Annotated in this window: 29 protein-coding genes; 23 read left to right on the top strand and 6 right to left on the bottom strand. The window is 65.6% G+C overall.

Annotated elements, in window-relative coordinates:
* The first annotated feature begins 358 nt into the window (after positions 1–358).
* The 13 genes from HJG53_RS01950 to HJG53_RS01890 all read left to right on the top strand — a co-directional run bounded on the left by HJG53_RS01950 (position 359) and on the right by HJG53_RS01890 (position 9,961).
* A complete protein-coding gene (locus HJG53_RS01950) occupies positions 359–661 on the top strand; it encodes a helix-turn-helix domain-containing protein (RefSeq protein ID WP_302477340.1) in 303 nt (100 codons plus the stop codon).
* A gap of 86 nt (positions 662–747) precedes the next feature.
* Positions 748–1,494, top strand: a complete 747-nt coding sequence (locus HJG53_RS01945) for a LuxR family transcriptional regulator (protein WP_066113774.1) — start codon at positions 748–750, stop codon at positions 1,492–1,494.
* 92 nt (positions 1,495–1,586) lie between these two features.
* Positions 1,587–2,201 carry an acyl-homoserine-lactone synthase gene (locus HJG53_RS01940; protein WP_058454899.1) on the top strand — a complete coding sequence of 205 codons (615 nt, stop codon included), beginning with the start codon at positions 1,587–1,589 and terminating at the stop codon, positions 2,199–2,201.
* A 5-nt stretch (positions 2,202–2,206) separates the two neighbouring features.
* Entirely contained in the window at positions 2,207–3,088 is an 882-nt protein-coding gene (locus HJG53_RS01935) for a phytanoyl-CoA dioxygenase family protein (protein WP_082731460.1), read from the top strand.
* 30 nt (positions 3,089–3,118) lie between these two features.
* Positions 3,119–3,427 (top strand): helix-turn-helix domain-containing protein, encoded by a 309-nt coding sequence (locus HJG53_RS19030; RefSeq protein ID WP_082657684.1) that lies wholly within the window; start codon positions 3,119–3,121, stop codon positions 3,425–3,427.
* Positions 3,420–3,941, top strand: a complete 522-nt coding sequence (locus tag HJG53_RS01925) for a S26 family signal peptidase (RefSeq protein WP_058454897.1) — start codon at positions 3,420–3,422, stop codon at positions 3,939–3,941. Before HJG53_RS19030 ends, HJG53_RS01925 begins: the two co-directional genes overlap by 8 nt.
* Positions 3,929–4,570 carry a lytic transglycosylase domain-containing protein gene (locus tag HJG53_RS01920; RefSeq protein WP_058454896.1) on the top strand — a complete coding sequence of 214 codons (642 nt, stop codon included), beginning with the start codon at positions 3,929–3,931 and terminating at the stop codon, positions 4,568–4,570. The genes HJG53_RS01925 and HJG53_RS01920 overlap by 13 nt, the downstream gene beginning before the upstream one ends.
* A gap of 54 nt (positions 4,571–4,624) precedes the next feature.
* Positions 4,625–5,080 (top strand): hypothetical protein, encoded by a 456-nt coding sequence (locus tag HJG53_RS01915; RefSeq protein ID WP_058454895.1) that lies wholly within the window; start codon positions 4,625–4,627, stop codon positions 5,078–5,080.
* Between the two features lie 516 nt (positions 5,081–5,596).
* Positions 5,597–6,574 carry an ArdC family protein gene (locus HJG53_RS01910; protein ID WP_058454894.1) on the top strand — a complete coding sequence of 326 codons (978 nt, stop codon included), beginning with the start codon at positions 5,597–5,599 and terminating at the stop codon, positions 6,572–6,574.
* Positions 6,571–6,993: a DUF2958 domain-containing protein gene (locus HJG53_RS01905; RefSeq protein ID WP_058454893.1), complete on the top strand. Its 423-nt coding sequence runs from the start codon at positions 6,571–6,573 to the stop codon at positions 6,991–6,993. The genes HJG53_RS01910 and HJG53_RS01905 overlap by 4 nt, the downstream gene beginning before the upstream one ends.
* Before the next feature lie 85 nt (positions 6,994–7,078).
* Entirely contained in the window at positions 7,079–8,887 is a 1,809-nt protein-coding gene (locus tag HJG53_RS01900) for a ParB N-terminal domain-containing protein (protein ID WP_058454892.1), read from the top strand.
* Between the two features lie 110 nt (positions 8,888–8,997).
* Positions 8,998–9,465, top strand: coding sequence for a hypothetical protein (locus tag HJG53_RS01895; RefSeq protein WP_017499952.1), 468 nt, complete (start codon positions 8,998–9,000; stop codon positions 9,463–9,465).
* On the top strand, positions 9,458–9,961 hold the full coding sequence (locus HJG53_RS01890) for a hypothetical protein (RefSeq protein WP_058454891.1): 504 nt from the start codon (positions 9,458–9,460) through the stop codon (positions 9,959–9,961). The genes HJG53_RS01895 and HJG53_RS01890 overlap by 8 nt, the downstream gene beginning before the upstream one ends.
* A 53-nt stretch (positions 9,962–10,014) precedes the next feature.
* Here HJG53_RS01890 and HJG53_RS01885 read toward each other — a convergent pair whose 3' ends face one another.
* Entirely contained in the window at positions 10,015–10,242 is a 228-nt protein-coding gene (locus tag HJG53_RS01885; RefSeq protein WP_058454890.1) for a hypothetical protein, read from the bottom strand.
* A gap of 361 nt (positions 10,243–10,603) precedes the next feature.
* Here HJG53_RS01885 and HJG53_RS01880 point away from each other — a divergent pair, with 361 nt between their 5' ends.
* The 6 genes from HJG53_RS01880 (at position 10,604) to HJG53_RS01855 (ending at position 15,857) form a co-directional block, all read left to right on the top strand.
* Positions 10,604–10,924 (top strand): DUF736 family protein, encoded by a 321-nt coding sequence (locus HJG53_RS01880; RefSeq protein ID WP_058454889.1) that lies wholly within the window; start codon positions 10,604–10,606, stop codon positions 10,922–10,924.
* A 332-nt stretch (positions 10,925–11,256) separates the two neighbouring features.
* A complete protein-coding gene (locus HJG53_RS01875; RefSeq protein WP_167541760.1) occupies positions 11,257–11,418 on the top strand; it encodes a hypothetical protein in 162 nt (53 codons plus the stop codon).
* Between the two features lie 346 nt (positions 11,419–11,764).
* Positions 11,765–13,729, top strand: coding sequence for a relaxase/mobilization nuclease RlxS (gene rlxS, locus HJG53_RS01870; protein WP_058454888.1), 1,965 nt, complete (start codon positions 11,765–11,767; stop codon positions 13,727–13,729).
* A 27-nt stretch (positions 13,730–13,756) separates the two neighbouring features.
* Entirely contained in the window at positions 13,757–13,981 is a 225-nt protein-coding gene (locus HJG53_RS01865; protein WP_231726911.1) for a hypothetical protein, read from the top strand.
* Positions 13,978–15,156: a nucleoside triphosphate pyrophosphohydrolase family protein gene (locus HJG53_RS01860; RefSeq protein WP_017499945.1), complete on the top strand. Its 1,179-nt coding sequence runs from the start codon at positions 13,978–13,980 to the stop codon at positions 15,154–15,156. Before HJG53_RS01865 ends, HJG53_RS01860 begins: the two co-directional genes overlap by 4 nt.
* Positions 15,153–15,857: a uracil-DNA glycosylase gene (locus HJG53_RS01855; protein WP_017499944.1), complete on the top strand. Its 705-nt coding sequence runs from the start codon at positions 15,153–15,155 to the stop codon at positions 15,855–15,857. Before HJG53_RS01860 ends, HJG53_RS01855 begins: the two co-directional genes overlap by 4 nt.
* On the opposite strand, the gene HJG53_RS01850 is transcribed toward HJG53_RS01855, so the two are convergent.
* Genes HJG53_RS01850 through HJG53_RS01830 form a run of 5 tightly spaced genes read right to left on the bottom strand, consistent with a single transcriptional unit; the run spans position 15,824 to position 18,985 of the window.
* On the bottom strand, positions 15,824–16,603 hold the full coding sequence (locus HJG53_RS01850; RefSeq protein ID WP_058454887.1) for a hypothetical protein: 780 nt from the start codon (positions 16,601–16,603) through the stop codon (positions 15,824–15,826). The genes HJG53_RS01855 and HJG53_RS01850 overlap by 34 nt on opposite strands.
* Complete coding sequence (locus HJG53_RS01845) at positions 16,575–17,255, bottom strand: C1 family peptidase (protein WP_058454886.1); 681 nt, start codon at positions 17,253–17,255, stop codon at positions 16,575–16,577. Before HJG53_RS01845 ends, HJG53_RS01850 begins: the two co-directional genes overlap by 29 nt.
* A 6-nt stretch (positions 17,256–17,261) precedes the next feature.
* A complete protein-coding gene (locus tag HJG53_RS01840) occupies positions 17,262–18,272 on the bottom strand; it encodes an ImmA/IrrE family metallo-endopeptidase (RefSeq protein ID WP_082657683.1) in 1,011 nt (336 codons plus the stop codon).
* A 3-nt stretch (positions 18,273–18,275) separates the two neighbouring features.
* Complete coding sequence (locus tag HJG53_RS01835; protein ID WP_017499940.1) at positions 18,276–18,650, bottom strand: helix-turn-helix domain-containing protein; 375 nt, start codon at positions 18,648–18,650, stop codon at positions 18,276–18,278.
* Positions 18,647–18,985: a hypothetical protein gene (locus tag HJG53_RS01830; protein WP_058454885.1), complete on the bottom strand. Its 339-nt coding sequence runs from the start codon at positions 18,983–18,985 to the stop codon at positions 18,647–18,649. Before HJG53_RS01830 ends, HJG53_RS01835 begins: the two co-directional genes overlap by 4 nt.
* A 342-nt stretch (positions 18,986–19,327) precedes the next feature.
* Between HJG53_RS01830 and HJG53_RS01825 the strand changes: the two genes are divergently transcribed.
* The 4 genes from HJG53_RS01825 to HJG53_RS01810 are packed head-to-tail and all read left to right on the top strand — an operon-like array spanning position 19,328 to position 23,152.
* Positions 19,328–21,355, top strand: coding sequence for a conjugal transfer protein TraG (locus HJG53_RS01825; protein ID WP_058454967.1), 2,028 nt, complete (start codon positions 19,328–19,330; stop codon positions 21,353–21,355).
* Positions 21,356–21,357: 2 nt separating this feature from the next.
* Positions 21,358–21,783 (top strand): hypothetical protein, encoded by a 426-nt coding sequence (locus HJG53_RS01820; RefSeq protein ID WP_058454884.1) that lies wholly within the window; start codon positions 21,358–21,360, stop codon positions 21,781–21,783.
* On the top strand, positions 21,780–22,802 hold the full coding sequence (gene trbB, locus HJG53_RS01815; RefSeq protein WP_058454883.1) for a P-type conjugative transfer ATPase TrbB: 1,023 nt from the start codon (positions 21,780–21,782) through the stop codon (positions 22,800–22,802). Before HJG53_RS01820 ends, trbB begins: the two co-directional genes overlap by 4 nt.
* Positions 22,799–23,152 carry a TrbC/VirB2 family protein gene (locus HJG53_RS01810; protein ID WP_017499935.1) on the top strand — a complete coding sequence of 118 codons (354 nt, stop codon included), beginning with the start codon at positions 22,799–22,801 and terminating at the stop codon, positions 23,150–23,152. Before trbB ends, HJG53_RS01810 begins: the two co-directional genes overlap by 4 nt.
* Positions 23,153–23,176: the final 24 nt, after the last annotated feature.

Raw genomic sequence — 23,176 nt, 5'->3', positions numbered from 1 at the left:
CGCCGGAACGGCGATTGCGGACGTGTCCACGGGACGTTGTTCGCATCGTGATTCGCTCGGCGCTTGAAATCAATGCTCGCCCCGGATGTGACGACGCCGATGGGATTTCCACTGCGGCGGCCACGGCCAATGTCCTGGCGTGAGGGCTTCGGTCATCGACCGATTCGACCGTCCGAATGCGGTCTTTTGGCGCGCCTGAGAATCCGCATCAGAGTTGAGTGCGCGTTGTTCGGGAATCTCATTTAAATATTTGTAAAAACGTAATAATATAGATAATAACTCCAACCTGTATCCAGTGTGGAGTAATGGTCGCAGGGCGTGAACTTACGCCCTTAGGGATGCGTCGAAGTCCTTCAGTTTGAATCTCAGGAAATTGCGGCTTGCAATGCGCATCACGCAAGAAGCGCTCGCCCATGATGCGGGCACGAGCAGCTCTTATCTGAGTGCGATCGAAAATGGCCGGTCGAGCCCGACGCTGAAAGCAATGGAGCGGCTCGCGAAGGCACTCGGCGTCAATGCCGTCTATCTCTTGTCCCGCCGGATATCGATCTCGATCGTTTCGGACGACGAACTGGAAATCGGCGCGATACTGGCGCGCCCGGCGGTGACGCTCCGGCGCCATCCGCACAAGCCGACGGGGCGGCCGAGCAAGACCAAGTAAATCATCGGGGGCTGCACGCGCGTGGGCTGGAACCACGCGCCCGATAGACGCGCCCGCAACGCGCGCGTCGAAAGGAGTGCCCCTCGGTGCCGTTTCGCGACCTCGATGCCTATATTAAGCAGGCCAGGCGCGCGAACAGTGATCGCGAGCTGTTCAGTTGCAGCGAGGCCGCCGCACGCCAGCTCGGCCTCCCATGGCTCGCGATCGTCCAGAGCATGGCCTTCTTTCAGCCCGGTGGGCGATATTTCCGCATGGACAATTTCCAGAGCTGGGGCGACGTTTTCGTCGCCGAAGGCTATTACCGCGACGATCCCGCCTTGCTCGCGGCGCGCTCGACAAGCCGGGCGTTCGGCTGGCACGAAATGGAGCGACTGCTGGGCGGCTTCACGCGGCGGCAGGCGCGCATCGTGCGCGAAGCCGCGCGTCATGGCCTGCGCAACGGCCTCACCGTTCCGATTGGCGTCGCCGGCGAGCCGCCCGGATGCTGTACGTTCGCAACGCGCGACGGGCAATTGCCGCCATCGCATATCTGCCGGATCGCGACGCTGATGGCGAGCGAGGCTTTTACCGAGGCGCGGCGCTTGCACGGCTTTCCGGCGCGCCGCCTGGAATTGCCCCATCTCAGCCCAAAGCGGCTCGAATGCTTTCGCTTGGCGGCGATGGGCAAGAGCGACGTCGAGATCGGGATCATGATGCACATCGCGCCAACGACCGTGCGCACCTACATGCGCGACCTGCGCGAGCATTTCGGCATCTATTCCCGCGCGCAGCTCCCGGCGATCGCGCTCGCCTGCGGGATCGTCTGCATCGAGGAGATCGTCCCGCGCTTCTGAGTAGGATCGCCGCATCCTCAATATTGACGACTGTTTGAACTCCGCATCTCTGCTCCTTTTGCGACCGTTCACGTTGAACGGGAGCTACTGCTATGATCCATATTGTCCAAGGGTGCTCGCTTACCGATGCGCGCGCCGCCTCGATGTTCGAGGACCGCAAGACCCTGTTCGTCGATCTGCTGGGCTGGGATGTTCCGGTCGTCGGCGGCCGCTATGAAATCGACAGCTATGACGGCGACAAGGCGGTCTATCTGATCGCCACCGACGATGGCTGCATTCACCAGGGGTCGATGCGGCTGCTATCGACAGAGGGCGCGCATCTGCTCGCCGATCGTTTCGCGTCGCTCTGCGAGTGCGATGCGCCCCGGGGGGAGCAGGTTCGCGAGATTACGCGACTTTGCCTGCCGCAACGATTGGGCGCCCCCGGACGCCTGCGTGTCCGCAACCGGCTCATCTCGGCGATGGTCGATCATGCGCTCGGCAGCGGAATCACCATGCTAACCGGCGTCGTGACCGCTGCTTTTCGCGAGGAGGTTTTGGCGATGGGCTGGCGCGCAGCGCCGCTCGGCCCCGCGCGCCGCATCGATGGCGCGTTCCTTGGAGCGTTCCGCATCGAGATCTGCGCCGGTACGCCTGCGCTGCTGGCGTCGAACGGCATCTATGTGCCGGGTGCGATCACTCCCGATGCGGCGGCAAGAGCCGCGTGAAGGGAATGGCGATGCACGACCCCGCCCGCCTAGCCGCGATGCTGCTCGCCGACGGTTATGTCATTGTCGATAACGCCGTGCCGACCGAGCTAATCACCGCGCTCGAAGCCGAACTCGCACCGCGCTTCGTCGCCACGCCCTTTTGCGAAGGCGGATTCTACGGAGCCCGCACCAAGCGCTTTGGCGCGTTGTTGCGGCGTTCACGGCATATCGCCGGCCTTGTGCTGCACCCGATCATCTGCGGTATCGCCGAAACGGTGCTCGGGGAATGGTGCGATCGTATCGTTCTCAACCTCACCCAGGCGATCGAAATCCATCCCGGCGCGCTCGCGCAGGTGCCGCACCGCGACCAGGATCTCTGGGGCGGCGTCAAGACCGGGATGCACTATCAGATCAACGTCATCTGGCCGATCGATCCGTTCACGCTGGAGAGTGGCGCGACGCTGGTCTGGCCGGGCAGCCATCACGATGCGGCATCGCAACCGGGCGATGCACGTCCGGTCGCCGCCGAAATGCCACCCGGCTCCGCGCTGCTGTTCCTCGGATCGATCCTGCATGGTGCCGGCGCTAACCAGTCCGATCATGTGCGCCGCGCGGTCATCACCTCCTATTGCCTCGGATGGCTGCGGACGTTCGAGAATCAGTATCTCGTCTACCCGCCCGCCATCGCTCGAGCGTTCGATCCCGATCTGGCCGCGCTCATCGGCTATGCCCAGCATCGCCCCAATCTCGGTAATGTCGAAGGCCAGTGCCCATCGGTGCTGCTTTACCGCGACGATATTGACGGCCTCCCGGCGATCGACGCGCTGCTTCCCGGTCAGGCGGACATGTTGGACGCCTACGTCGCGGATCAGGAAGCGGCGCGTGCGGGCCTGATCGGCGGGTAACGCGGGTTCGTCGGACTAGACGCTGCATCCATGACACACGATCCGAACGACAAAGCAGGCGGCGGCGCACGAACACCGACCGAGGTGGCGCCGCCCGCTGTGAACGGTGGAGCTGTATCTTCGACCGCGGAGCGCGCCCGGCGGGCACGCGAACATTGCCCGTTCCTGACAACCAAGCAGGCCGCGTTCCATCTCGGCCTCGCAGCGGACACGCTCAAGAAGATGCGCCGCGAGCGGCGCGGTCCGTGCTGCCGGAAACACGGCACCGTCTGGCGCTACCATATCGACGATATCGAGGCCTGGTCGCGCGCGAACATGCGGGATGGCGGAAATGGCTAGGCTGTTACCCTCCCGTCTGCCGGTTCGGGCCTCCGTGCTGATCAGTGTTGGCGTCGCCGCGCTGACGGCGACGATCGCGCTGCCCCCGACGCCGCGGCTGGTCTGGAACGTGTCGGCCAGCGCGCCGATCGGCCTCTATGCCGTTGGCGGCCGTCACGACATCGCGGCTGGCGACATGGTGCTGGCCCGCGTGCCCGACCGCTGGCGCCGGCTCGCCGCCGAGCGGCGCTACATTCCGATCAACGTCCCTTTGGTGAAGCGCGTCGCGGCCGTGCCCGGCGACCGCGTTTGCGCCCGTGGTCGCGATATCTCCGTAAATGGCCGCCCAGTCACTGATCGCCGCGAAGCTGACGGCCGCGGGCGGCCGATGCCGCGGTGGAGCGGATGTGTGACACTGAGAACCGGTGCGCTGTTCCTCCTGATGGACAGCCCGGATTCGTTCGACGGGCGTTATTTCGGACCGACATCGCGCGGCGACGTCATCGGCGAGGCGCGGCTGTTGTGGCTGGGCTGAGGGTCGCCATCACCGCCTTGGCGCTGCTAGCGGCGGCGCCGGCTGGCGCGCAGTCGGTCGTTCACTGGCGGCCTTATATCGAGGCAGCCTCGGCGCGTTTCGGCGTGCCGGTAGAATGGATCGAGCGCGTCATGCGCGCCGAGAGCGGCGGACGCACGATGCTGGACGGTCGCCCGATCACCAGCCACGCCGGCGCGATGGGGCTGATGCAGCTCATGCCCGGCACCTGGTCCGAAATGCGCGCGCGGCTCGGGCTCGGGTCCGATCCACATAGCCCGCGCGACAACATATTGGCGGGGACGCTCTATCTTCGCCTGATGTATGACCGCTTCGGCTATCCCGGTCTGTTCGCAGCCTATAATGCGGGACCGGCACGCTATGCCGAGCACGTGCGGACCGGCCGCGCGCTGCCCGGCGAGACCCGCGCCTATCTCGCGAGCGTCGCCGGAGTGCCCGTCAATTCCCAGTCGGCTGTCGCGGCCGCCAGTGCAACGCCGCGTACCGCCAATGCCATCTTCTTCGCGATCGGCGACCGGCCCCCTGCCGGCCGGAGCGAAGCCGGCGCGGCCACGCTGTTCGTCGTGCTACGCGCAGGGCCGCCCGAGACGGCTGCGCCAGGCCGTCCGTAGTGAGCACCGATCCGGGCTTCATGCGGATTCGTGTTTCTGCTATGTTCCGAGGCTATGGAGTTGGTCGTCATGCTGCTCGGTCTGATCCTTTCCGCCACCGGCATCGTCCTCTTCGCCTGGGCGATGTTCCGGCTCGCCGTCTTCGCGCTCCCGGTCGGGCTGGGTGCGGCCACCTTTCTGTGGGCGGCGGGTGGCGAGCTGGGGCTGTTGCTCGGCCTGCTTCTCGGCCTCGTCGTCGGCGTCGCGGCCTTGCTGATCGGACGCATGCTCATCGCGTCACGGTTGCCGGTTCCAGTTCGCGGGGCGGTCGCTTTTCTCTTCGCTGTGCCCGCCGGGATCGCCGGCCACAGCGTCGTCTCCGGCCTGATGCATCTCGGCGGCGCGCGGCCGACCGCGACCGGCATCGCCGCGGCGGTCGGCGCGATCATCATCGCCAGTGCCGCCATGATGAGCCTGTTGCCCGCGATGACCGCTCGCACCGGTTCGCACGGATCCCCGCTGCACGGTTGATCCGCGGCGGGTCAGTCGGCCGAGTGCTCGCCTCCGCGTCACCGTCGCGTAAGGCGACCATGGCGAGAGTGCGTCAAGACGGCAGGGTCTGACCTGACGCATCCGGGTTTTTGGGCGCCTCGCGCCTGCGGCGCGACCGCCGCTCTATTCCGCTAGGCTCACATCCGTTCGCCAAGCTCCACCGGGCCACGCTTCGCGCGTCCCGGCCAAAGGTGATGATCGGACTGGCGGGATGCCGGAGCCTTGCTCCGGCCTGTCGTCGCCGCGCCTGACCGGCGCGGCGGCGTTTTTCGTTGGGCCTTCCCCTCGTCGCACGGGTGGACGGCGCTCCCTTCTGGGCCCGGCCCGGCGTCCCGCAAGCCGGCCCTCGACTGCGCTCGGGCTCGGCTCCTCCATTGCATTGCGGCCCTGCGGGTGCGGACCGCCTTCTGGCCGCGCCCGGCAGGTCGCAGTTCGCCGCCCACCCCCGCTCCGGGGGAGGCCCTGGGGTTTTTGGGGCGGTGCAGGAGGATAGCCATGCGCCAGAGCGGCAAGCATCGCGCGCGCGGAGAAGCTGGCAGGAGCCAGCCCCCGGCAGAGCGCGCCAATCTTTACGACGAGGTGACGAACCGGATCGTTGCCGAACTTGAGGCGGGCCGCGTTCCTTGGGTCCAGCCTTGGGGCCGCCCCAATGGTCAAGGCTTCTCCGCCGCCCCCGGCCTTCCGCGCAATGCGCTCACCAGCCGCAATTACAGCGGCGTCAACGTGCTCATTCTCTGGGGCGCGGTTATCGAGTGCGGTTATCCTTCGCAATCGTGGCTGACCTTCCGCCAAGCCCTTGAAGCAGGCGGCAACGTCCGCAAGGGCGAGCGCGGGACCACCGTTGTCTATGCCGACCGCTTCACCCCCGAGGCCGAGAAGGAACGCGCACGCCTGACCGGCGACGAGGCCCGCGCCGTGCCCTTCCTCAAACGCTTCACCGTGTTCAACGTCGCGCAATGCGAAGGCTTGCGCCCCGGCCTTGCCGCCGGCCCCGCGCCGCTCCCCGAACGCCAGATCGTGCCCGTCGCCGAAGCGGTTATTGCCGCATCGGGCGTCGATTTCCGCATCGGCGGCAACCGTGCCTTCTATGTACCCGCGCATGATTATGTGCAGGTTCCGCCGCAACCCGCGTTCTTCGAGCAGATCAACTATTATCGCACCGCGCTGCACGAACTGACCCATTCGACCGGCCACGCCTCGCGCCTCGACCGCAAGATTCTCAACCCGTTCGGCAGCAAGGACTACGCCCGCGAGGAACTGGTCGCCGAAATGGGTAGCGCCTTCCTCTGCGCCGCGCTTGGCATCGAACCGACCGTGCGCCATGCCGATTATCTGGCATCATGGCTGGAGGTCTTGCGCGAGGACAATCGCGCCATCTTCTGCGCCGCGAGCGCGGCGAGCAAGGCCGCCGACTGGATAATGGCGCGCCATACCGAGGCCAGCGAAAGCGACGAGCGGAGGGCGGCGGCATGATCCTGCTGACCCCCGAACTGCGCTTCGCGCTGCGCGCGAACGACTTGGCCCGCTGCGCCGCCGCGCGCGATGGCGCGCCAGAACCCGATCCCGTTCCGCTGGTCAAATTCTTCAATCCCTTGGGCGCGGCAACATGGCTCGCGACCGAGCTTTACGATGATGACGACACGCTGTTCGGCCTTGCCGACTTGGGGTTCGGCTTTCCCGAACTCGGCACATTCAGCCTGTCCGAAATGGCGAGCGTCCGCTTGCCCTTCGGCCTGTTCATCGAGCGCGACGAGCATTTCGAACCGTTCGCCCCGCTCTCGACATGGGCCGAGACCGCGCGGCGGGCGGGCGCGATCATCTTCGCTGAAACCGAACTTCGCCGCGCGGCCGACAGCCGCAACGGCAAGGAGCTTCCGCCCCGAGGCGGGTGACGCGCGGCGCGTTTCGCCGCATCGAGTGCCGGTCCCGCCCATCCAGCAAGACAAACGGGACCGGCGCTCCAGAAGGAGCAGACCAATGAAACTCGACTTTATCGACCTTGGCAAGCTGTCCGTCAGCAAGGCCAATATGCGCTACGCGAAGAAGGCGCCGGACGTGTCCGACATCCTTCCGACCGTCCGCGCGCGCGGCGTTCTCGTGCCGCTGATCGTGCGACCGAATTGCGGTCCCGATGCGTTCGAGATCGTCGCGGGCGCGCGGCGCTTCACCGCCGCGCAGATCGTCGCGGGCGAAACCGGCAGCGCCGACCCCTTGCCGTGCGCCATTCTCGAGAACGGCGACGATGCCGCCGCCATCGAGGCGTCGCTGATCGAGAATATCGCGCGGCTCGCGCCCGACGAGGTGACACGCTGGGAAACCTTCACCCGGCTGGTCAAGGAAGGCCGCGACGAAGCGGATATTTCCGCGACGTTCGGCATCCCCGAGCTTGGCGTCAAACGCATCCTCGCGCTCGGCAATCTCTTGCCGCGCATCCGCGACCTCTACCGCAAGGAAGAGATCAACGCGGCGACCGTCCGGCACCTGACCTTGGCGAGCACGAGCCAGCAAAAGGCATGGCTGGCGCTGTTCAGCGACCCCGACGCCTATTGCCCGACCGGCCATCAGTTGAAGGACTGGCTGTTCGGCGGCGCGTCGATCAAGGTCGAACATGCCCTGTTCGACGTCGAGAGGCTCAAGCTCGCGATCATCGCCGACCTGTTCGGCGAGGATCGCTTTTTCGCCGACGCCGACGCCTTCTGGCGCGAGCAGGACGCGGCCATCGAGGATCGCCGCGAAGCCTATCTCGACGAGGGATGGAGCGATGTCGTGATCGTCCCGCGCGGCGAATACTTCCATCGCTACGAGTTTGTGAAGGCTCCCAAGCGCAAGGGGGCGCGCGTCTATATCGACGTGCGCGCGAGCGGCGAGGTGGACTTTTACGAGGGCTATGTCACGTCGAAGGAGGCCAAGCGGCTCGAACGCGGCGAGCCGATCGACACCGCTCCCAAGGTGCCGCGCCCCGAGGTGACGAGCACGATGCAGACCTATATCGACCTGCATCGCCACGCGGCCGTGCGCGCCGCGCTGACCCGTCACCCCAAGGTCGCGCTGCGCTTGATGGTGGCGCACGCCATCGTCGGTTCGCCGCTTTGGACCATCAAGCCCGAGCCGCAGACCGCGCGCAACGATTTGGTTGCCGAAAGCGTCGAAACCTGCCGCGCGGAAACCGACTTCGATACGAAGCGCCGCGCCGTATTGGACCTTCTCGGCTTCTCGCCCGAGGAACCGACCGTGGCCGGCGGCAACGGCGACGACTTCGGACTTGTCGGCGTGTTCCTCCGCTTGCTCGACGTGCCCGACCGCGCCGTCATGGACGTGGTGGTGATCGTCATGGGCGAAACGCTCGCCAGCGGCAGCGCCGCCGTCGAGGCGGTGGGCGGCGAGATCGGCGTCGATATGGCCCGCTACTGGCAGGCCGACGACGCCTTTTTCGAGTGTGTCCGCGACAAGGAGGTGCTGACCCGCATCGTCGCCGAGGTGGCGGGCGAACCTGTCGCCGCCGCCAATGCGAAGGAACCGGGCAAGGTCTTGAAGCGCATCGTCCGCGACCATCTGGACGGCACGAACGGACGGCCCAAGGTCGAGGGTTGGGTGCCGAAATGGATGGCGTTCCCGCCCGCTGCCTATACGGCGCGCGGCGGCGTCGGCACCGTCGCGGCTCATGCCAAGGTGCTCGCGGCGCGCCCCGACCGCGAGCCGGAACCGACCGGCCCCGGCGCGGTGATTGCGCTTCCGGCCCCTGCCAAGGCCGAGCCGCAGGAACAGCCCGAGCGCGAAGCCGCATGAAACTGGACGGGCGGCGGCGCACCCGCCGCCCGTTCCGCCCCCCATAAAATCGCCGCGCCGCTCGGCCGCAAGCGGCCCTCGCAGCGCGGATTTCAGACAGGAGACTTGTCATGGCCGACCGTGTTTCGGCATCCATCACCATCGGCGGGACGCTCCCCGCCAGCCAGCTTCCCGCCTTCGCCGAGGCCATCGCGAACGAAGGGCTGTCCACCGAATGGGACGGCGAACCCTTCGCGCTCGGCGATCTGCCCGAGGGCGAGCCCTTGGCGCTCATGGCGCACGAGGTCGCCTGGGGGCGGTTCGAGGGACTCGAAGCCTTCTGCATCGCGCATGGGCTTTTCTTCGCGCGCTGGTCGGGCGCCTATGCCTGCCAGTGGGGTGCGGAACGCACCGTGTTCACCGGCAGCGGCGAACCGCAAAGCTACGCTGCCGACGAGGACGACTATATCCTCATGGGGCGCTGCACCGCCGAGCGATTGGGCAGCTATGCGGCGATCATCGCGCATTTCGATGCGGCCGACTTCGCGGTGCCCCCGCTTGTCATCACGCCCGAACGGGAGGAGGCGAGCAATGGCTGACATCTGGATTCAGGGCAGCTTCGCCTTTCGCTGCACCGCCGCCGAGTGCGCGCTGATCGAGGAAGTCGCAAACGCTGGCTACGCGCTGGCGAATGACGACGCGCCCGATCCGCCGAGCGCGGCGCTGCTCGCAGCCTTTCCGCCGGACGATGCGAACGTGCCGTGGAGCGGGTTTCGCGAGGCGTTCAACGATCCCGAATTTCCCACCATCGGAGCCGATTTCATCGCGGAAACCTGCCCCGACGACCCAGCCGTGCGGATCGTGTGTTTCGCCAGCATGGACGATTTCGACGCCTATGCTATCGCCGTGGTCGTCCAGCGATGTTGCGCCGAAACGTTGTCCAAGGGGCCGATAGGCTTTGATTGGGCGATGACCTGTTCCAAGCCCCGCATCGGTGAATTCGGCAGCGGCTGGTGCGCGATTTTCGCAGACCGCATCGAGATCGAGGCGACCAACGAGCCGCTGGCGCGCGCGCTCGCGGGCGACGGCAACTAGCCCAAATCGCGCCGCACCGCGCGCTCGCGTGCCGAAAACCCCCGCCGCCTGACCTACCGGGCGGTGCGGCGGATCACCGTCCGGGTGCTTCCGCATAGCGTGCATTCGTCCTTCTGCCGCTCGAATCCGCGCGTGCCGCCGAGCGCGCGGGTGACGACATTGGCCTGTGCGGTAACCCACAGGTTGAGCCGGTCAGTCACGCAGGCATCGCACACCGCCGCGCCGTCCAGCCGCACGATCAGCCGTTCGATCTGCCCCGCAATCGTCGTTCCTTCGTTCATCGCCGTGAGGCTATAGCCGCCGCTTCGTGGCCGCGAAAGCAATCATGGCTTCCCGGAAGGACGCCGGACTGGGCTTCCTGTCCGCGCGCGCATCTCGTCCTTTCGTGTCTCACCACCCCGTCGCCGGCTCCTTGGGCGCATGACCTGGGACGGCCGCGCGCCCCGCGAAACCATCGCGCGGAACTGATTTCCCCGCGCCGCTTTGGCGGCGCTCCTCGCGGCCGCTTCGCTCCAAATCAGCCCCGCGCTTCCGGTCCTCCGCTTCGCTTCGGCCTGCGGTTCGCAGCGCGCTCAAGGGCCGTCCCTTCGGTCCGCCCATCGCCCGGCATCGGGTCGGGCGACTGTGTGAAGGAGACGAGAAATGCCCGCAATCGGTCATGTCCAGCGCCAGAACGACGGTTCGTTCCGGGGCGCCTTGAAGACGCTTTCGGTCAATGCCGAGATCGCCATCATCCCCAATCGCGGTAAGACCGGGGACCAGCCCGACTACCGCGTGCTGTCGAACGGCGTCGAACTGGGCGGCGGCTGGATCCGCACCGGCGAGGTGAGCCAGCGCGAATATGTCCGCCTCGCCATGTCAGCCCCCGAACTTGGCGGCCGCACCCTCTACGCCAATCTCGGCCGCGCCGCCGGGCAGGACGACGACGACGCGTTCGCTGTCATCTGGAACCCCGGCGACTGAGCCGGATCGCTCCCGCGCCGGTCACCCGGCGCGGGGCTTTCCTCATGCCTTGAGGGCTCGGCGTGGGCCTTTTCCTGCACCGGAACGCGCTTGCGGGCCTGCAGAGAGGAAGAAATCCGCTCAGCAAGCACCGAGTATCCGGCGGCGAACGGACCGCCTCAACCATCGACGGTTCCCCCAATTTTCACGCCACCTGCGTTCCGCTTCGCTCCACTCCGGCGACGAGAAAATCGGCTCCCCCGTCGCCCGCTTCGCGGCCGCTGCGCGGTGGTTGACCCGACCCGCTCCCCGCCGGGCGATGGCTCATCTTTCGCTTGTATCAGGAGGATGAGATGTCGGTTGAACAACAGATCGAGGAGCTTCGCGCGGAGCTTTCATGGTGCGATGACGCGGCAGAACGGCGGCAGATCGAAGCCGAATTAAGGGCCGCTGAGAAGAGGCTGAAGCGGTGCAATCGGGCGCTGCGTCAGGCCGAACAGGCAGGCTGGCAATAAGGCGATGCGCTGTTGAAGGGGCAGGTTCGCGGGAGTGGTGCCGCATGGCGCCGCTCCCCTTTTCTAATCGGGAAGGCGGGAAGGCAAAGCGGGCGTCTGGGGCGGCAGGTGGCAGTCGGGCTTGACGGCAAGATAGAGGCAAAATCTCGCGATTTTGTAAGTGTTTGTCTGCACATCGTTTTTTGAAGGCTTTTGCGAGACTCGCCCTTTGAGTGCGAGACAGGGTTGCCAGGAATGGCGGTTTTCTGGGCTTTTCCGATCCCAATCGCGAGACTCCTTGCGCTCTGGCGAGGACGCGCCATTCTTATCGGCGGGGAGCGTCATTCCGGTATGGAAGGACGCCGCTATGCGCGATGATGAGTTCGAACCGCACCTGGGCCGGATGCGCTGCCGGGGCAAGGAGCAGCGCTACCTGAGCCGCGTCGTGAAAGCGGCAAAGCGCGCAGGGCTAAAAACCGGCAGGCGTGGCCGCTTCGACGGCAGCCGGATCGGACGTGGCGCGAGCGTTGCACGGGTGCTCAGATCGCGCGACCGATTGGGCGCGTTCCGGTCGCGCCGCGTGATCGTCAAGATACGGCCTGTTGGACTTGGCGGGAAAGGTATGGGCGGCGCGAAGGCGCACTTGCGTTATATCCAGCGCGATGGCGTGACCCGCGAGGGCGAGCCCGGCGCGCTCTATTCGGCCGACGAGGATGTCGCCGACGGCAAGGTGTTCCTCGAACGCTGCGACGGCGACCGCCGCCAGTTTCGATTCATCGTGTCGGCCGAGGACGCCGACCAATATCCGGACTTGAAGCCCTTTGTGCGCAGGCTGATGACGCAGATGGAGCAGGATCTCGGCACGAGGCTGGATTGGGTGGCAGTCGACCATTTCAATACCGGCCATCCGCACACGCATATCGTTGTGCGCGGCGTGAATGACCGGGGCGAAAATCTGCTGATCGCGCGCGAATATATTTCGCACGGGGCCAGGCAACGCGCGATCGAGATCGCCAACCTCGACCTCGGGCCGCGCACCGACCTTGAAATCGAGGAGCGGCTTCGCAGCGATACTGGCGTGGAGCGGCTGACCGCGATCGACCGACGGCTGATCCGCGACATGGATAGTATGCGCCTGGTCAGCGCGAGCGACAGCGACCCGTTTCACCAATCGGTTCGCGTCGGCCGCTTGCAGAAACTTGGGCGCATGGGACTCGCCTCGCATATCGGCAGCGACACCTGGCGGCTCGAGCCCGACCTCGCGAACACACTGCGCCGGATCGGGGAGCGTGGCGATATCATCCGTACCATGCAGCGCGAGCTGACCGCGCGGAAGCTCGACTGTGCCGCGGCCGATCGCGTCATCTATGATCCGACGGCGCAGGAAGCCGCGCCGATTATCGGCCGCGTTATCATGCGGGGATTGGCGGACGAGCATGAAGACCGCCATTATCTGCTAATCGACGGCATCGACGGGCGCACGCACTATGCCGAGATCGGCGAGGGCGAGATGGTCGATCCGACCCCCGAAAACGCCATCGTCCGGATCGTGCCGCGTGAGGGCGGCGTTCGCCCGGTCGATCGCACGATTGTCGAAGTCGCCGCCGCGAACGACGGACGCTACACGATCGACGCGCATTTGCAGCAGGACCCGAGCGCCAGTGAAGGCTTCGCCGAAACCCATGTCCGCCGGCTGGAGGCGATGCGGAAGATCGCCCGCAATGTCGAACGCGATCCCGATGGAAGCTGGATCGTCACGCCCGATCATCTTGACAAGGTGGTTCGGTTCGAGGCGCGCCAACTCCACGACCGGCCCGTCGCCATCGAGGCGCTGTCGACCGTCCCGCTCGACAATCTGCCAGCGGCCGAGGCCGCGACCTGGCTCGATCGTGAGCTGGTTGCCGCCAGCCCAGCGCCGGTGCGCGATGCCGGGTTCGGCCGCGAGGTTCGTTCAGCGCAGGCGATGCGACGGCAATGGCTGATCACCGAACAGCTTGCAGACGAACAGGATGGGCAGACGGTCTATCGGCGAGGGATGCTCGCCGCGCTCCAGCGGCGAGAATTGCTGCGTGTCGCCCGCCAGCTCTCCGACAAGTTAGGCGTTCCGTTCGCCGAGGCCAGAGAGGGGGAGGCTGTTCAAGGCAGGCTCGTGCGCGCAGTCGAGATGACGAGTGGTCGCCATGCGCTCATCGAACGGTCGCGCGATTTCACGCTGGTGCCGTGGCGCTCTGTTCTCGATCGCCATGTCGGCAAATCGGTCTCGGGCATCATGCGCGACGGCGGGATCAACTGGACACTCGGGCGGCAGCGCAGCGGGCCGAGCGTCTCCTGATCCGGAGGATTCGGGCTTCCTATTTTCATGAAATTATGTTTTCATGGATTCATGAAAAATATCGCAGCGCAAACCGATGTCGGCGACGAGCATCTTCAGGTGCAGATTCCTGCCGTTACGAAACGCGATCTCGGTCAACGGTCGCTCGATTCCCGCGAGCCGATCCGGATGATCGTACTGCGGGCACTTGAAGCCTATGGCGTGAGCGTCCCCGCAGACGCGATATCGGATCGCCGGAAGGGCAGGCGATGAGCGAGGATTTCGAAGCTCTCACTGTTGCGGATTATGCGAAGCAGGCCGCGCGGACTGATCAACGCAGCGGTGGCCGCGCACTGGGCTTCTCGATGCTTGGCCTTTTCGGCGAAGTCGGCAGCTTGCTCAGTGAGGCCAAGAAAAAGCAGCGCGACGATGCCTCCTACCTGGGTTACGCTCACGCCGTCGCGGAAGAGCTTGGTGACGTCCTTTGGTATCTGGCGGCGATCGCACGGCGCAGCCGCATGGCGCTCAGCGACATCGCTGCCGCCGCGGCGACAAACGGCGGACAATGGCAGACGGGCGGCAACGAAACGCTCAGTTTCCATGCGCTGCAGCCGCAGCACATTCCGCTTGCCAAGGCACCGATGCCGCAGTTCGAGCATAGCCTGCTCGCGCTGGCAGGCGACGTTGGGCTGCTCATCAACGATTTCCAGGCGGGCGGTCTTGCGAAGGACCGCGAAGCACTCGCGGGCCGGCTGGTCGCGGTCATGCGCCGGTTGATCCAGGCGGCAAACGAATCCGGTGTTACCATCGAGGCTGCCGCCGTGAAGAATCTTCACAAGATCTTCGATCGCTGGCCGCGCGAGCGCATCTATCCGGCGCCGACCGATGCGGCGCTCGACCCAGAAGAGCAATTGCCGCGGCGGATGGCGATCGACGTCTATGAACGCACCGTTCGCGGGCAGACATTCGTGTATCAACGCTCAAGCGGTGTGTATGTCGGCGACCGGCTCACCGACAACGCGCTCGAACCCGACGACTATCGCTTCCACGATGTCTTTCACTACGCTTATGTCGCGGTGCTTGGCTGGTCGCCAGTGCTGCGTGCGCTGCTCCGTCTCAAGCGCAAGAGCGATCCGAAACTCGACGACGCCGAAGACGGTGCTCGGGCGATTCTCATCGAAGAGGGCATAACTTCCTGGATTTTCGGACAAGCGCAGCAACTCCGGTACTTTGAAAACGTGAAGCGCGGTGGCCTTCCGCTGGACATGCTGAAGCATGTCCGCCAGTTCGTCGCCGGCTACGAATCAGAACGCTGTCCGCTGTGGCTTTGGGAGGAAGCGATCCTCCAGGGCTATACGGCTTTCCGCTTCCTTCAGGAGCATCGGCGCGGCCGCGTCCTGATCGACTTCGCCAATCGCCGCCTGCGTATCAAGGAATTGCCGTCATGACCCCGAAATCCTTTGTGTCCACCCTGGCGGCGACCGAACTTCCCTCAGTGTTCAATCCCTGGCGCGATCGCTGCACGGTCCATGACCGCAGCGACGCCGCCGCCCGGCGCCGCGACAATCTCGAAATGCTGCTCACCGCGGCGCTTGATCATCGCGTCGAAACGATCTGGATCGCGCGTGATCTCGGCTATCGCGGGGGGCGGCGTACGGGCGTACCGCTGACCGACGAAATTCACCTCGGACATGCCGGTACGCTGATGGGCGGCATCGCATTCGAACGTGCGACGCAGGGACCCGCCGTGGCGGAGCGCACCGCGGCGATCGTCTGGCGTGTGCTAGAGCGGATCGGTCAGCCTGTCATGCTCTGGAACGTTTTCCCGTTCCATCCCCATGAAGCGGATGATCCGATGTCGAACCGATGCCACACGCGAAGCGAGCGCGAGGCGACCTGGCCGATATTGCAAGCCCTCGTGTCAATGATCCGGCCCCGCCAGATCGTCGCGATCGGGCGCGATGCTCACCTGGCGCTGGACGGTCTCGACATTCCGACCACCGCGGTCCGCCATCCGAGCTACGGCGGGCAGCGCGAGTTCATCGAGGGCATGTTCAGCCTGTACGGTGTCGCGGATGACAACGATGAGCCGCTAGAACTGCCGTTGGGCGCGCCTCACGCCGCAGCAAGGAGATGTGCGCTCGCCTGATCGCAGCGCTCAAAGAGTTGCTTAAGATCGCCGCGGTTCCAGTTGGCGGTGTCGACCGTGGCGTTGGTCGAGACGATCGTGAGCGGACCCAGCGCGACCCCGCCTTCCTTGGCGATGAATTCGAGCAGACGGCCGAGGCCGATCAGATTGCCGAGCAGTTTTTCGATATAGTAGTGATTGCGGTAGAGCGCGGTCATGCCGAGGCGACGATCGTCGCCCTTGCCGATCAGCTTGAGACTGGCAAAGCTCAGGCACTGACCGCCGTAGGGCGAGTCATTCACGTCGCGGGCGGGGTCGAAGATCAGCAGTTCGAATTTGTTGAGCGCTCGGACGTTCGGGTTGCGCAGGCGCTCGACGATGCCCCAGATTTGATTGATTGGCTGGCCGTCGGCGCGGGGCAATTCCATCATCCGTTCGAAATAATAGCCCGACCAAGCGCCCGACCTCCGGACCTTCGGCAGCACGTTGTCGCGAAACCGGTCGAAGAATTGCGGCGCGCCGTAGCGCCTGTACAGCGCTGCCGGAAAAATCGTGTTGGCGACCGTCTCGATGGGCTTCTTGCCATGGCCCGAAAGGAAGGCATCGACTTCCGCCACGACGGGATCGGCGAGTGTTGCGCGCGCAGTCGGCTCGGCCACGGAGATGACGACATTCTGCGCCTGGTGTCCGGTGGCGAGGTCGACGAGCCGGACCGCCTCGCGCCAGCCAGCAACGCAGTCAGGCTGCGGCGGTATGGGAAGATACATCGACTTCCTCCGTCAAATTTGCCGTGGCGAAAAGGCGCGGCGCTAGAAAGCGCTCAGTAAGCCAGGCGTGGCCTTCCAAGCCCCAACCTGGTCCCCAGCTGTTGCGGATGAGAATGGCCGGGATGCCGTCCACGGTTCCATGCCCGACCGCGACGACCGCGTGCCGTTGCGCTGGCTCGGGGAGTTCGTCGTTCGCCGGATCGACGACGCCATCACCGCGCGGCTGGAAGAAAGACCGTGACAGCATCGTCAGCATGAGCACCGGCGTGTCACGGTCCAGCGCGGCAAGGATGGATGACAGGTCGGTTCCATCCCTCTGTCCGTTGCGGCCATAGAGCGGGCCAACGGTCGCCGGCGGCGTCCACAGTCGATGATCGGCTGGAACCGCAGCCAGATACGGCCAGCCTTTCTCGTCGGGTTGGCCATCGAGCCGTAGCGCGTCCAGCATTGTGGATAGCAGTGCGCCGCTCGTCGGCGGTCTGCCCGCCCGTTTCTGCGCGGCATGAAAGGCGAATTCACACGACAGCGGTGCCCAGCCGTCGCGAAGCCCGGCGTGGGTGTCGCTCGCGGCGAATGCGAGGCATGTCGGCCGCGCGCCTTGATCGCGCGCAGGTCCGAACAGCGGCCGAAGGTCACGGACGATATCGATCATGGGGCGTCAGGCGGCCTCGAGCAGGTGCCGCCGTTCGGCGCGCGACAGGCCCGTCTGTTCCGGGCCGGTGAGGTCGAAATCGAGCGTCAGGCTGGTGAGGGCCGGCGCAGGCTGCCACGGCCGCCGCTCGTCGAGCGACATGCGGCCGCGCCGCGGCGCATCGGGCGCCGCGGTGACACGGCGGACAACGGGACCACCGATGCCATCGCCGTCGATTGCCTCACGCTCGTCGCGAACGACGGCGAAGCCGCTGGCGATCAGTTGGTCGAGATCCCAGAGATACCCACCGCCGCTATGTTCTTCGAGCCGCAGCACGAAAAGATCATTGCGACTGCCATCGATCCGCGAGCCGGCATCGCGCTCGGTCAGCAGCCAGACGTCGCCGCGATAGTTGTCGGGCCGATAGTCCTTGAGGAGATCGACCTTCAGGCTGCGCGGCTGCGTCCGGAGCAGGTCGGTCATCACCGATGGCGAAATCAGATTGTAGCGAACCAGGGTGCGGCACGTCGCCTCATAGCTGGCGCCGATCCGCAGCGAGAGCTGATAGACGACATTGGGGCGCCGGAAATGATCGATCTGCCATCCTTGTCGCGCGCTGTGCGCGAGCATCAGCCATTTCGGCATCATGAAGGCGATCGCAAAGGCGTCGGCTTCGGTTTCCTCGAAGTTGTTTCCCGGTTCGGGCGACATCGGCATCCGGCGCAGGATGCTCTCATCGTCGAGGCTCGGCTCGTGTCGCATCGAAAAATGCCCGAGTTCGTGCGCGGCCGTGAAGCGCTGGATGCTCATCGGTCGTTCCGTCGTGACGAGAACGCCAGGAGCAGGTGCGCTGAGATAGGCGCCGAGCAGGCCTTTCAGGGGACGAAGCAGCAAGGGTAGACCCACGGCATGGATCGCGCCGAAGACATCGACGCTGCCGCCTTGGGTCTCGATCAGTGCGCGCGTATCGAGTTCGCGATGCAGGCGGCCCGCTGCCATCGTACCAGCGCGAACCGCGCTCGCATAATCCGACGCCATCGATCAGCTCCGTTCGCCGCCAGACCGCGAGCGGAGATATTCGGCAAACCGGCTCAGCTCGGCCCGGTCCTCAGTCGACAAGGCCGCAACGCGTCGCGCCAGATGGGCGACATCGGCGGGAAGGCTCGCGGAGGCCTCGTCTTCGCCGGTAAAATAGGCCACCGACTGGCGGTAAAGACGGGCAAGCCGCGTCAGTTCGATCGCTTCAACGCGGCGCTGGCCATTCTCGATATCGGTAAGCGCGGTCCGGGGAATCTTGAGATAGGCAGCAACTTCTTCCTGCTTGAGGCCGAGATATTTCCGTGCTTCGCGCAGACGGTCGCCCAAGCGCCGCCGCTCCTGCTCGTCGCCTTCCTGGCGGAGTGCGAGATTGGTCATGGCTTCGACCCTTTCTTCTTAACCCAGACGCGTTCGATCTTAGGGAGGAGGTCGTCAATCGCCTTCTCGATCGAATTGTAGCCGCCGGTGCGGACGATGCTGTCGCGAAGCTCGATGTCGAGGACCTGCTCCACCGCGCAAAGCGTGTCGACCACGGACAAGGAGTCGAGTGGCACGGGCGCCTGGATGATCTTCGGGTTTTCCGGAGGTAGGGCAATTCCGCGCACCTGTGCCTCAGCCCTGGCCACTTGCAGCAGTTCGTCGACCAACGCCCTAATGGCGTCGGCTTTGGGAAACGCGGTTGCCGCGGGCTTCGGAGGAGCGATTGTCGCCATGCATGCCTCGCACGATTTCACTACATTAAATGCGATATAATGTCTGATAATCCGACACGCAAGCCCGAATTTGCAGCTCGGATTTTTGCAGGGTGTAGCGGGTCATCGGCGGTGCGGTGTGGTGGTCAGTGCCACCTCGAGGGACAACGGCAGGGCAGAATCATCAACTCGGGTCATAGCTCGATCAAAAGAACAGAGCTGGAATATTGAGTCAGTCGCCGACGAGTGATCTCCTTCGGTCACCCACCAGCCCCCAGCGGCTCCGTTCATTTCGGGCGGCCCATAGCCGAGTCTTGAAGCCGCGCCCCGACCGCATCCGGCGGTATGGGCGGGAGCTTCAACGTGACCCCGACCAAATTGCTCATCGGCCAGATCCTTGTCGTGTTCGCAATCGTGATCGCGGGCCTCTGGGCGGCGACCCAATGGGCGGCGGCGATGCTCGCCTACCAGCCCGAACTTGGTCCGGCCTGGTTCATGGCTGGAAGCACGCCGGTCTATCGTCCCTGGGCGCTCTTCCCCTGGTGGTATCACTACGATGCCTATGCGCCGCATGTTTTCGACAAGGCCGGCGCGCTCGCCGGCGCGAGCGGTTTCATCGGCTGCGGCGCGGCGATCGCAGGCTCGCTCTGGCGCGCGCGGCAGTCGCGCCAGGTCACCACTTATGGTTCCGCGCGCTGGGCCAAGCCGAACGAGATCGAGCGGGCAGGCCTTCATGGTGACGCCGGCGTGTTCCTGGGCCGCTCGCGTGGCCGTTATCTGCGCCATAACGGCCCCGAACATATCATGGCGTTCGCGCCGACCCGTTCGGGCAAGGGCGTCGGGCTGGTCATACCGACGTTGCTCGGCTGGACCGGCAGCACCGTCGTTCACGACATCAAGGGTGAAAACTGGCAGCTCACCGCCGGTTGGCGCGCGCGCTTCTCCCACGTCCTGCTGTTCAACCCGACCGATCCCGCTTCCGCCAAATACAACCCGCTGCTCGAAGTCCGGCGCGGCGAGCATGAGGTCCGCGACGTCCAGAACATCGCCGACATCCTGGTCGATCCCGAAGGCGCGCTCGAACGGCGCAACCATTGGGAGAAAACCAGCCACAGCCTGCTGGTCGGCGCGATCCTCCACGTTCTTTATGCCGAGCCGGAAAAGACGCTCGCGCGGGTAGCCACATTCCTGTCGGACCCCCAGCAGCCGTTCGTCACCACGCTCCGGCGGATGATGACCACCAATCATCTCGGCACGAAGGATGCGCCGATCGTGCATCCGGTCGTGGCGTCGGCGGCGCGCGAGGTGCTCAACAAGTCCGAGAACGAGCGCAGCGGCGTCCTCTCCACCGCCATGTCATTTCTCGGCCTCTATCGCGACCCGACCGTCGCCGAGGTCACGTCGCGCTGCGACTGGCGGATCGCGGATCTCGTCGAGGCGGGCCACCCCGTCTCGCTCTACCTCGTCATTCCGCCATCGGACATCAGCCGAACCAAGCCGCTGGTACGCTTGGTGCTCAACCAGATTGGTCGCCGCCTTACCGAGAAGCTGGATGCCGATCCTGCCAAGGCGGGCAAGCACAAGCTCCTGATGATGCTGGACGAGTTTCCGGCATTGGGGCGCCTCGACTTCTTCGAGACCAGCCTTGCGTTTCTTGCAGGCTATGGGGTTCGCGCCTTCCTGATCGCGCAGTCGCTCAATCAAATCGAGAAGGCATATGGCGAGCACAACTCCATTCTCGATAACTGCCATGTCCGTATTGCCTTCGCGACCAATGACGAACGCACGGCGCGGCGGATCTCGGACGCGCTCGGCATCGCCACCGAGCAGCGCGCGATGCGCAACTACGCCGGCCACAGGCTCGCGCTGTGGTTGGCCCATGTCATGGTCAGCCGGCAGGAGACGGCGCGGCCGCTCCTGACCACCGGCGAGGTGATGCAGCTCCCGCCCAAGGACGAACTGGTGCTCGTTTCCGGCATGGCGCCGATCCGCGCGAAGAAGCTGCGCTATTACGAGGATCGCAATTTCCGCGAGCGGATCGCGCCGCCGCCCCAGCTCGCGCCCGGAGACTATCCCGATCGCCCGCAGGGCCGCCCCGACGATTGGAGCGGGCTGGTCCGCGCGCCTGACAGCCGGCTTGGCAAGGCCGACGACGACGCGAAAGCCGATGAGGACGGCGGCTTGCAACAGCAGCGCCATCCCGGACTCGGCGAGGAACAGACCAAAAAGCCCGAACCGCCCAGGCAGCTCGATCTTCTCGGCCTCGACCGCGACGACACCGATCCCGTCGCCGAAAAGCACGCGATGGACCGCGCCGGCACCACCGGCACGCTGATCCGCGCCCATACCATCAACCAGGGTCGCGACAGCGACACACTGCCGAGCTTCTGACGATGGCGGCGATCAAACCCAACCGCGTCCGCTACCAGCTCTTCCTGCCCGAAGATCTGAGCCACCGCTTCGAGGCGCTGGCGAGCCAGCCCGGCGCGTCCAAATCGGCGATCCTCACCGACGCGCTCACCGCCTGGCTCAACCGGCAGGCGGCGAGCGGGCTGGAGAACAAGTTCAGCCAGCGGCTCGATCGCATGTCGCTCGCGCTGGGGCGTGTCGAGCGTGACGGGCATGTGCTGCTCGAGAGCCTGGCGCTGTTCATCCGCTATGAACTGATGGTGCAGGCCCCTTTGGCCGAAGCCGACGAAGCGGCGCGTGCGATCGGCCGAGACCGCTTCGAGGCGTTCATTGCCCGCGTCGGCGAAGCGCTCGCCAGCGGCCAGCGCACGCTTGCTGCCTCCGCGAAAGACAATGGAGGTGGGCGATGAGCGACACGCTTTTCGGCTCCGATAATTCCGCAGGGCGTCGGCGCGCGATGCTGCGCACCGCGATGGGGACGACTATCGCGGCGGCGCTGGCCGATCCGATGGTCATCGAGATCATGGTCAACCCGGACGGCGTGTTGCGCCTCGATCGACTTGGCGAAGGCCGGATCGATACCGGCACCAAATATGAGCCCGCGCAAGTCGAGCGGATCATTCGTCTGGTAGCATCCCACGCGCGCACCGAGGTTCATGGCAATGCGCCGATCGTTTCGGCCGAGCTGCCGCCGCACGGCGAAGGCGCGGGCGAGCGGTTCGAGGGTATCCTGCCGCCGGTCAGCCTCGCGCCATGCTTCTCGATCCGCAAGCCCGCGGCGCGCATCTACACTTTGCTCGACTATGTGCGGGACGGCATCATGCTCGCCGACACGGCGCGACTGCTGTCGATGGCCGTGGTCGAGCGCAAGAACATCCTGGTCGCGGGCGGCACCAGTTCGGGCAAGACGACGCTTGCCAACGCGCTGCTCGCCGAGATGGCGCACCTCGATGAACGCGTCATCATCATTGAAGACACGCGTGAGTTGCAATGCGCCGCGCCCGACGTGGTGGGGCTGCGCACGCGTACGATCGGCACTGCCGGAGCCGGCGGCGTCACGATGGCTGATCTTGTCCGCTCGACATTGCGGCTCCGCCCCGATCGCATCGTCGTTGGCGAGGTGCGCGGGCGCGAAGCGCTCGACATGCTCAAAGCCTGGAACACCGGGCATCCGGGCGGCATCGCAACCGTCCACGCCAATTCGGCAGTGTCGGCCCTCTACCGGCTCGAGCAGCTCGTGCAGGAAAGCGTCGTCACCGTTCCGCGCCGGCTGATCGCCGAATCCATCGACATGATCGTGTTCATCGCCGGGCGCGGCCTCGCGCGCCGCGTCGACACGATCGCGCGCGTCGCCGGCCTCGATCCCGACGGCGGCTACGCCGTCCTCGACCTTACTCCCGACCACGCCCTCGAACCCCAAGGAGAATGACCATGCGCTTGTCCCGTATTCCTGCCCGTATTCCTGATCGTCGGAGCATCTTCCTCACCGGAGCCGCCATCGGCCTCGGGCTTGCGCTCGCCGCCACCGCGCAGGCCGCCGGCTCGGGCATGCCGTGGGAGGAACCGCTCCAGCAGGTGCTGGAGTCGGTCCAGGGTCCGGTCGCCAAGATCGTCGCGGTGATCATCATCATCGTCACCGGTTTGACGCTGGCGTTCGGCGAGACAGCAGGCGGGTTCCGCCGCCTCATCCAGATCATCTTCGGCCTGTCGATTGCGTTCGCGGCGTCGAGCTTCTTCCTCAGCTTCTTCAGCTTCGGCGGTGGAGCGCTCATCTCGTGATCGCCTCCGGCAGTCATATCGAGG

It is taken from the genome of Sphingomonas sp. ID1715, from assembly GCF_013044515.1.
Lineage (GTDB): Bacteria > Pseudomonadota > Alphaproteobacteria > Sphingomonadales > Sphingomonadaceae > Sphingomonas_B.
This window is presented reverse-complemented; position numbering and strand designations above follow the sequence as displayed.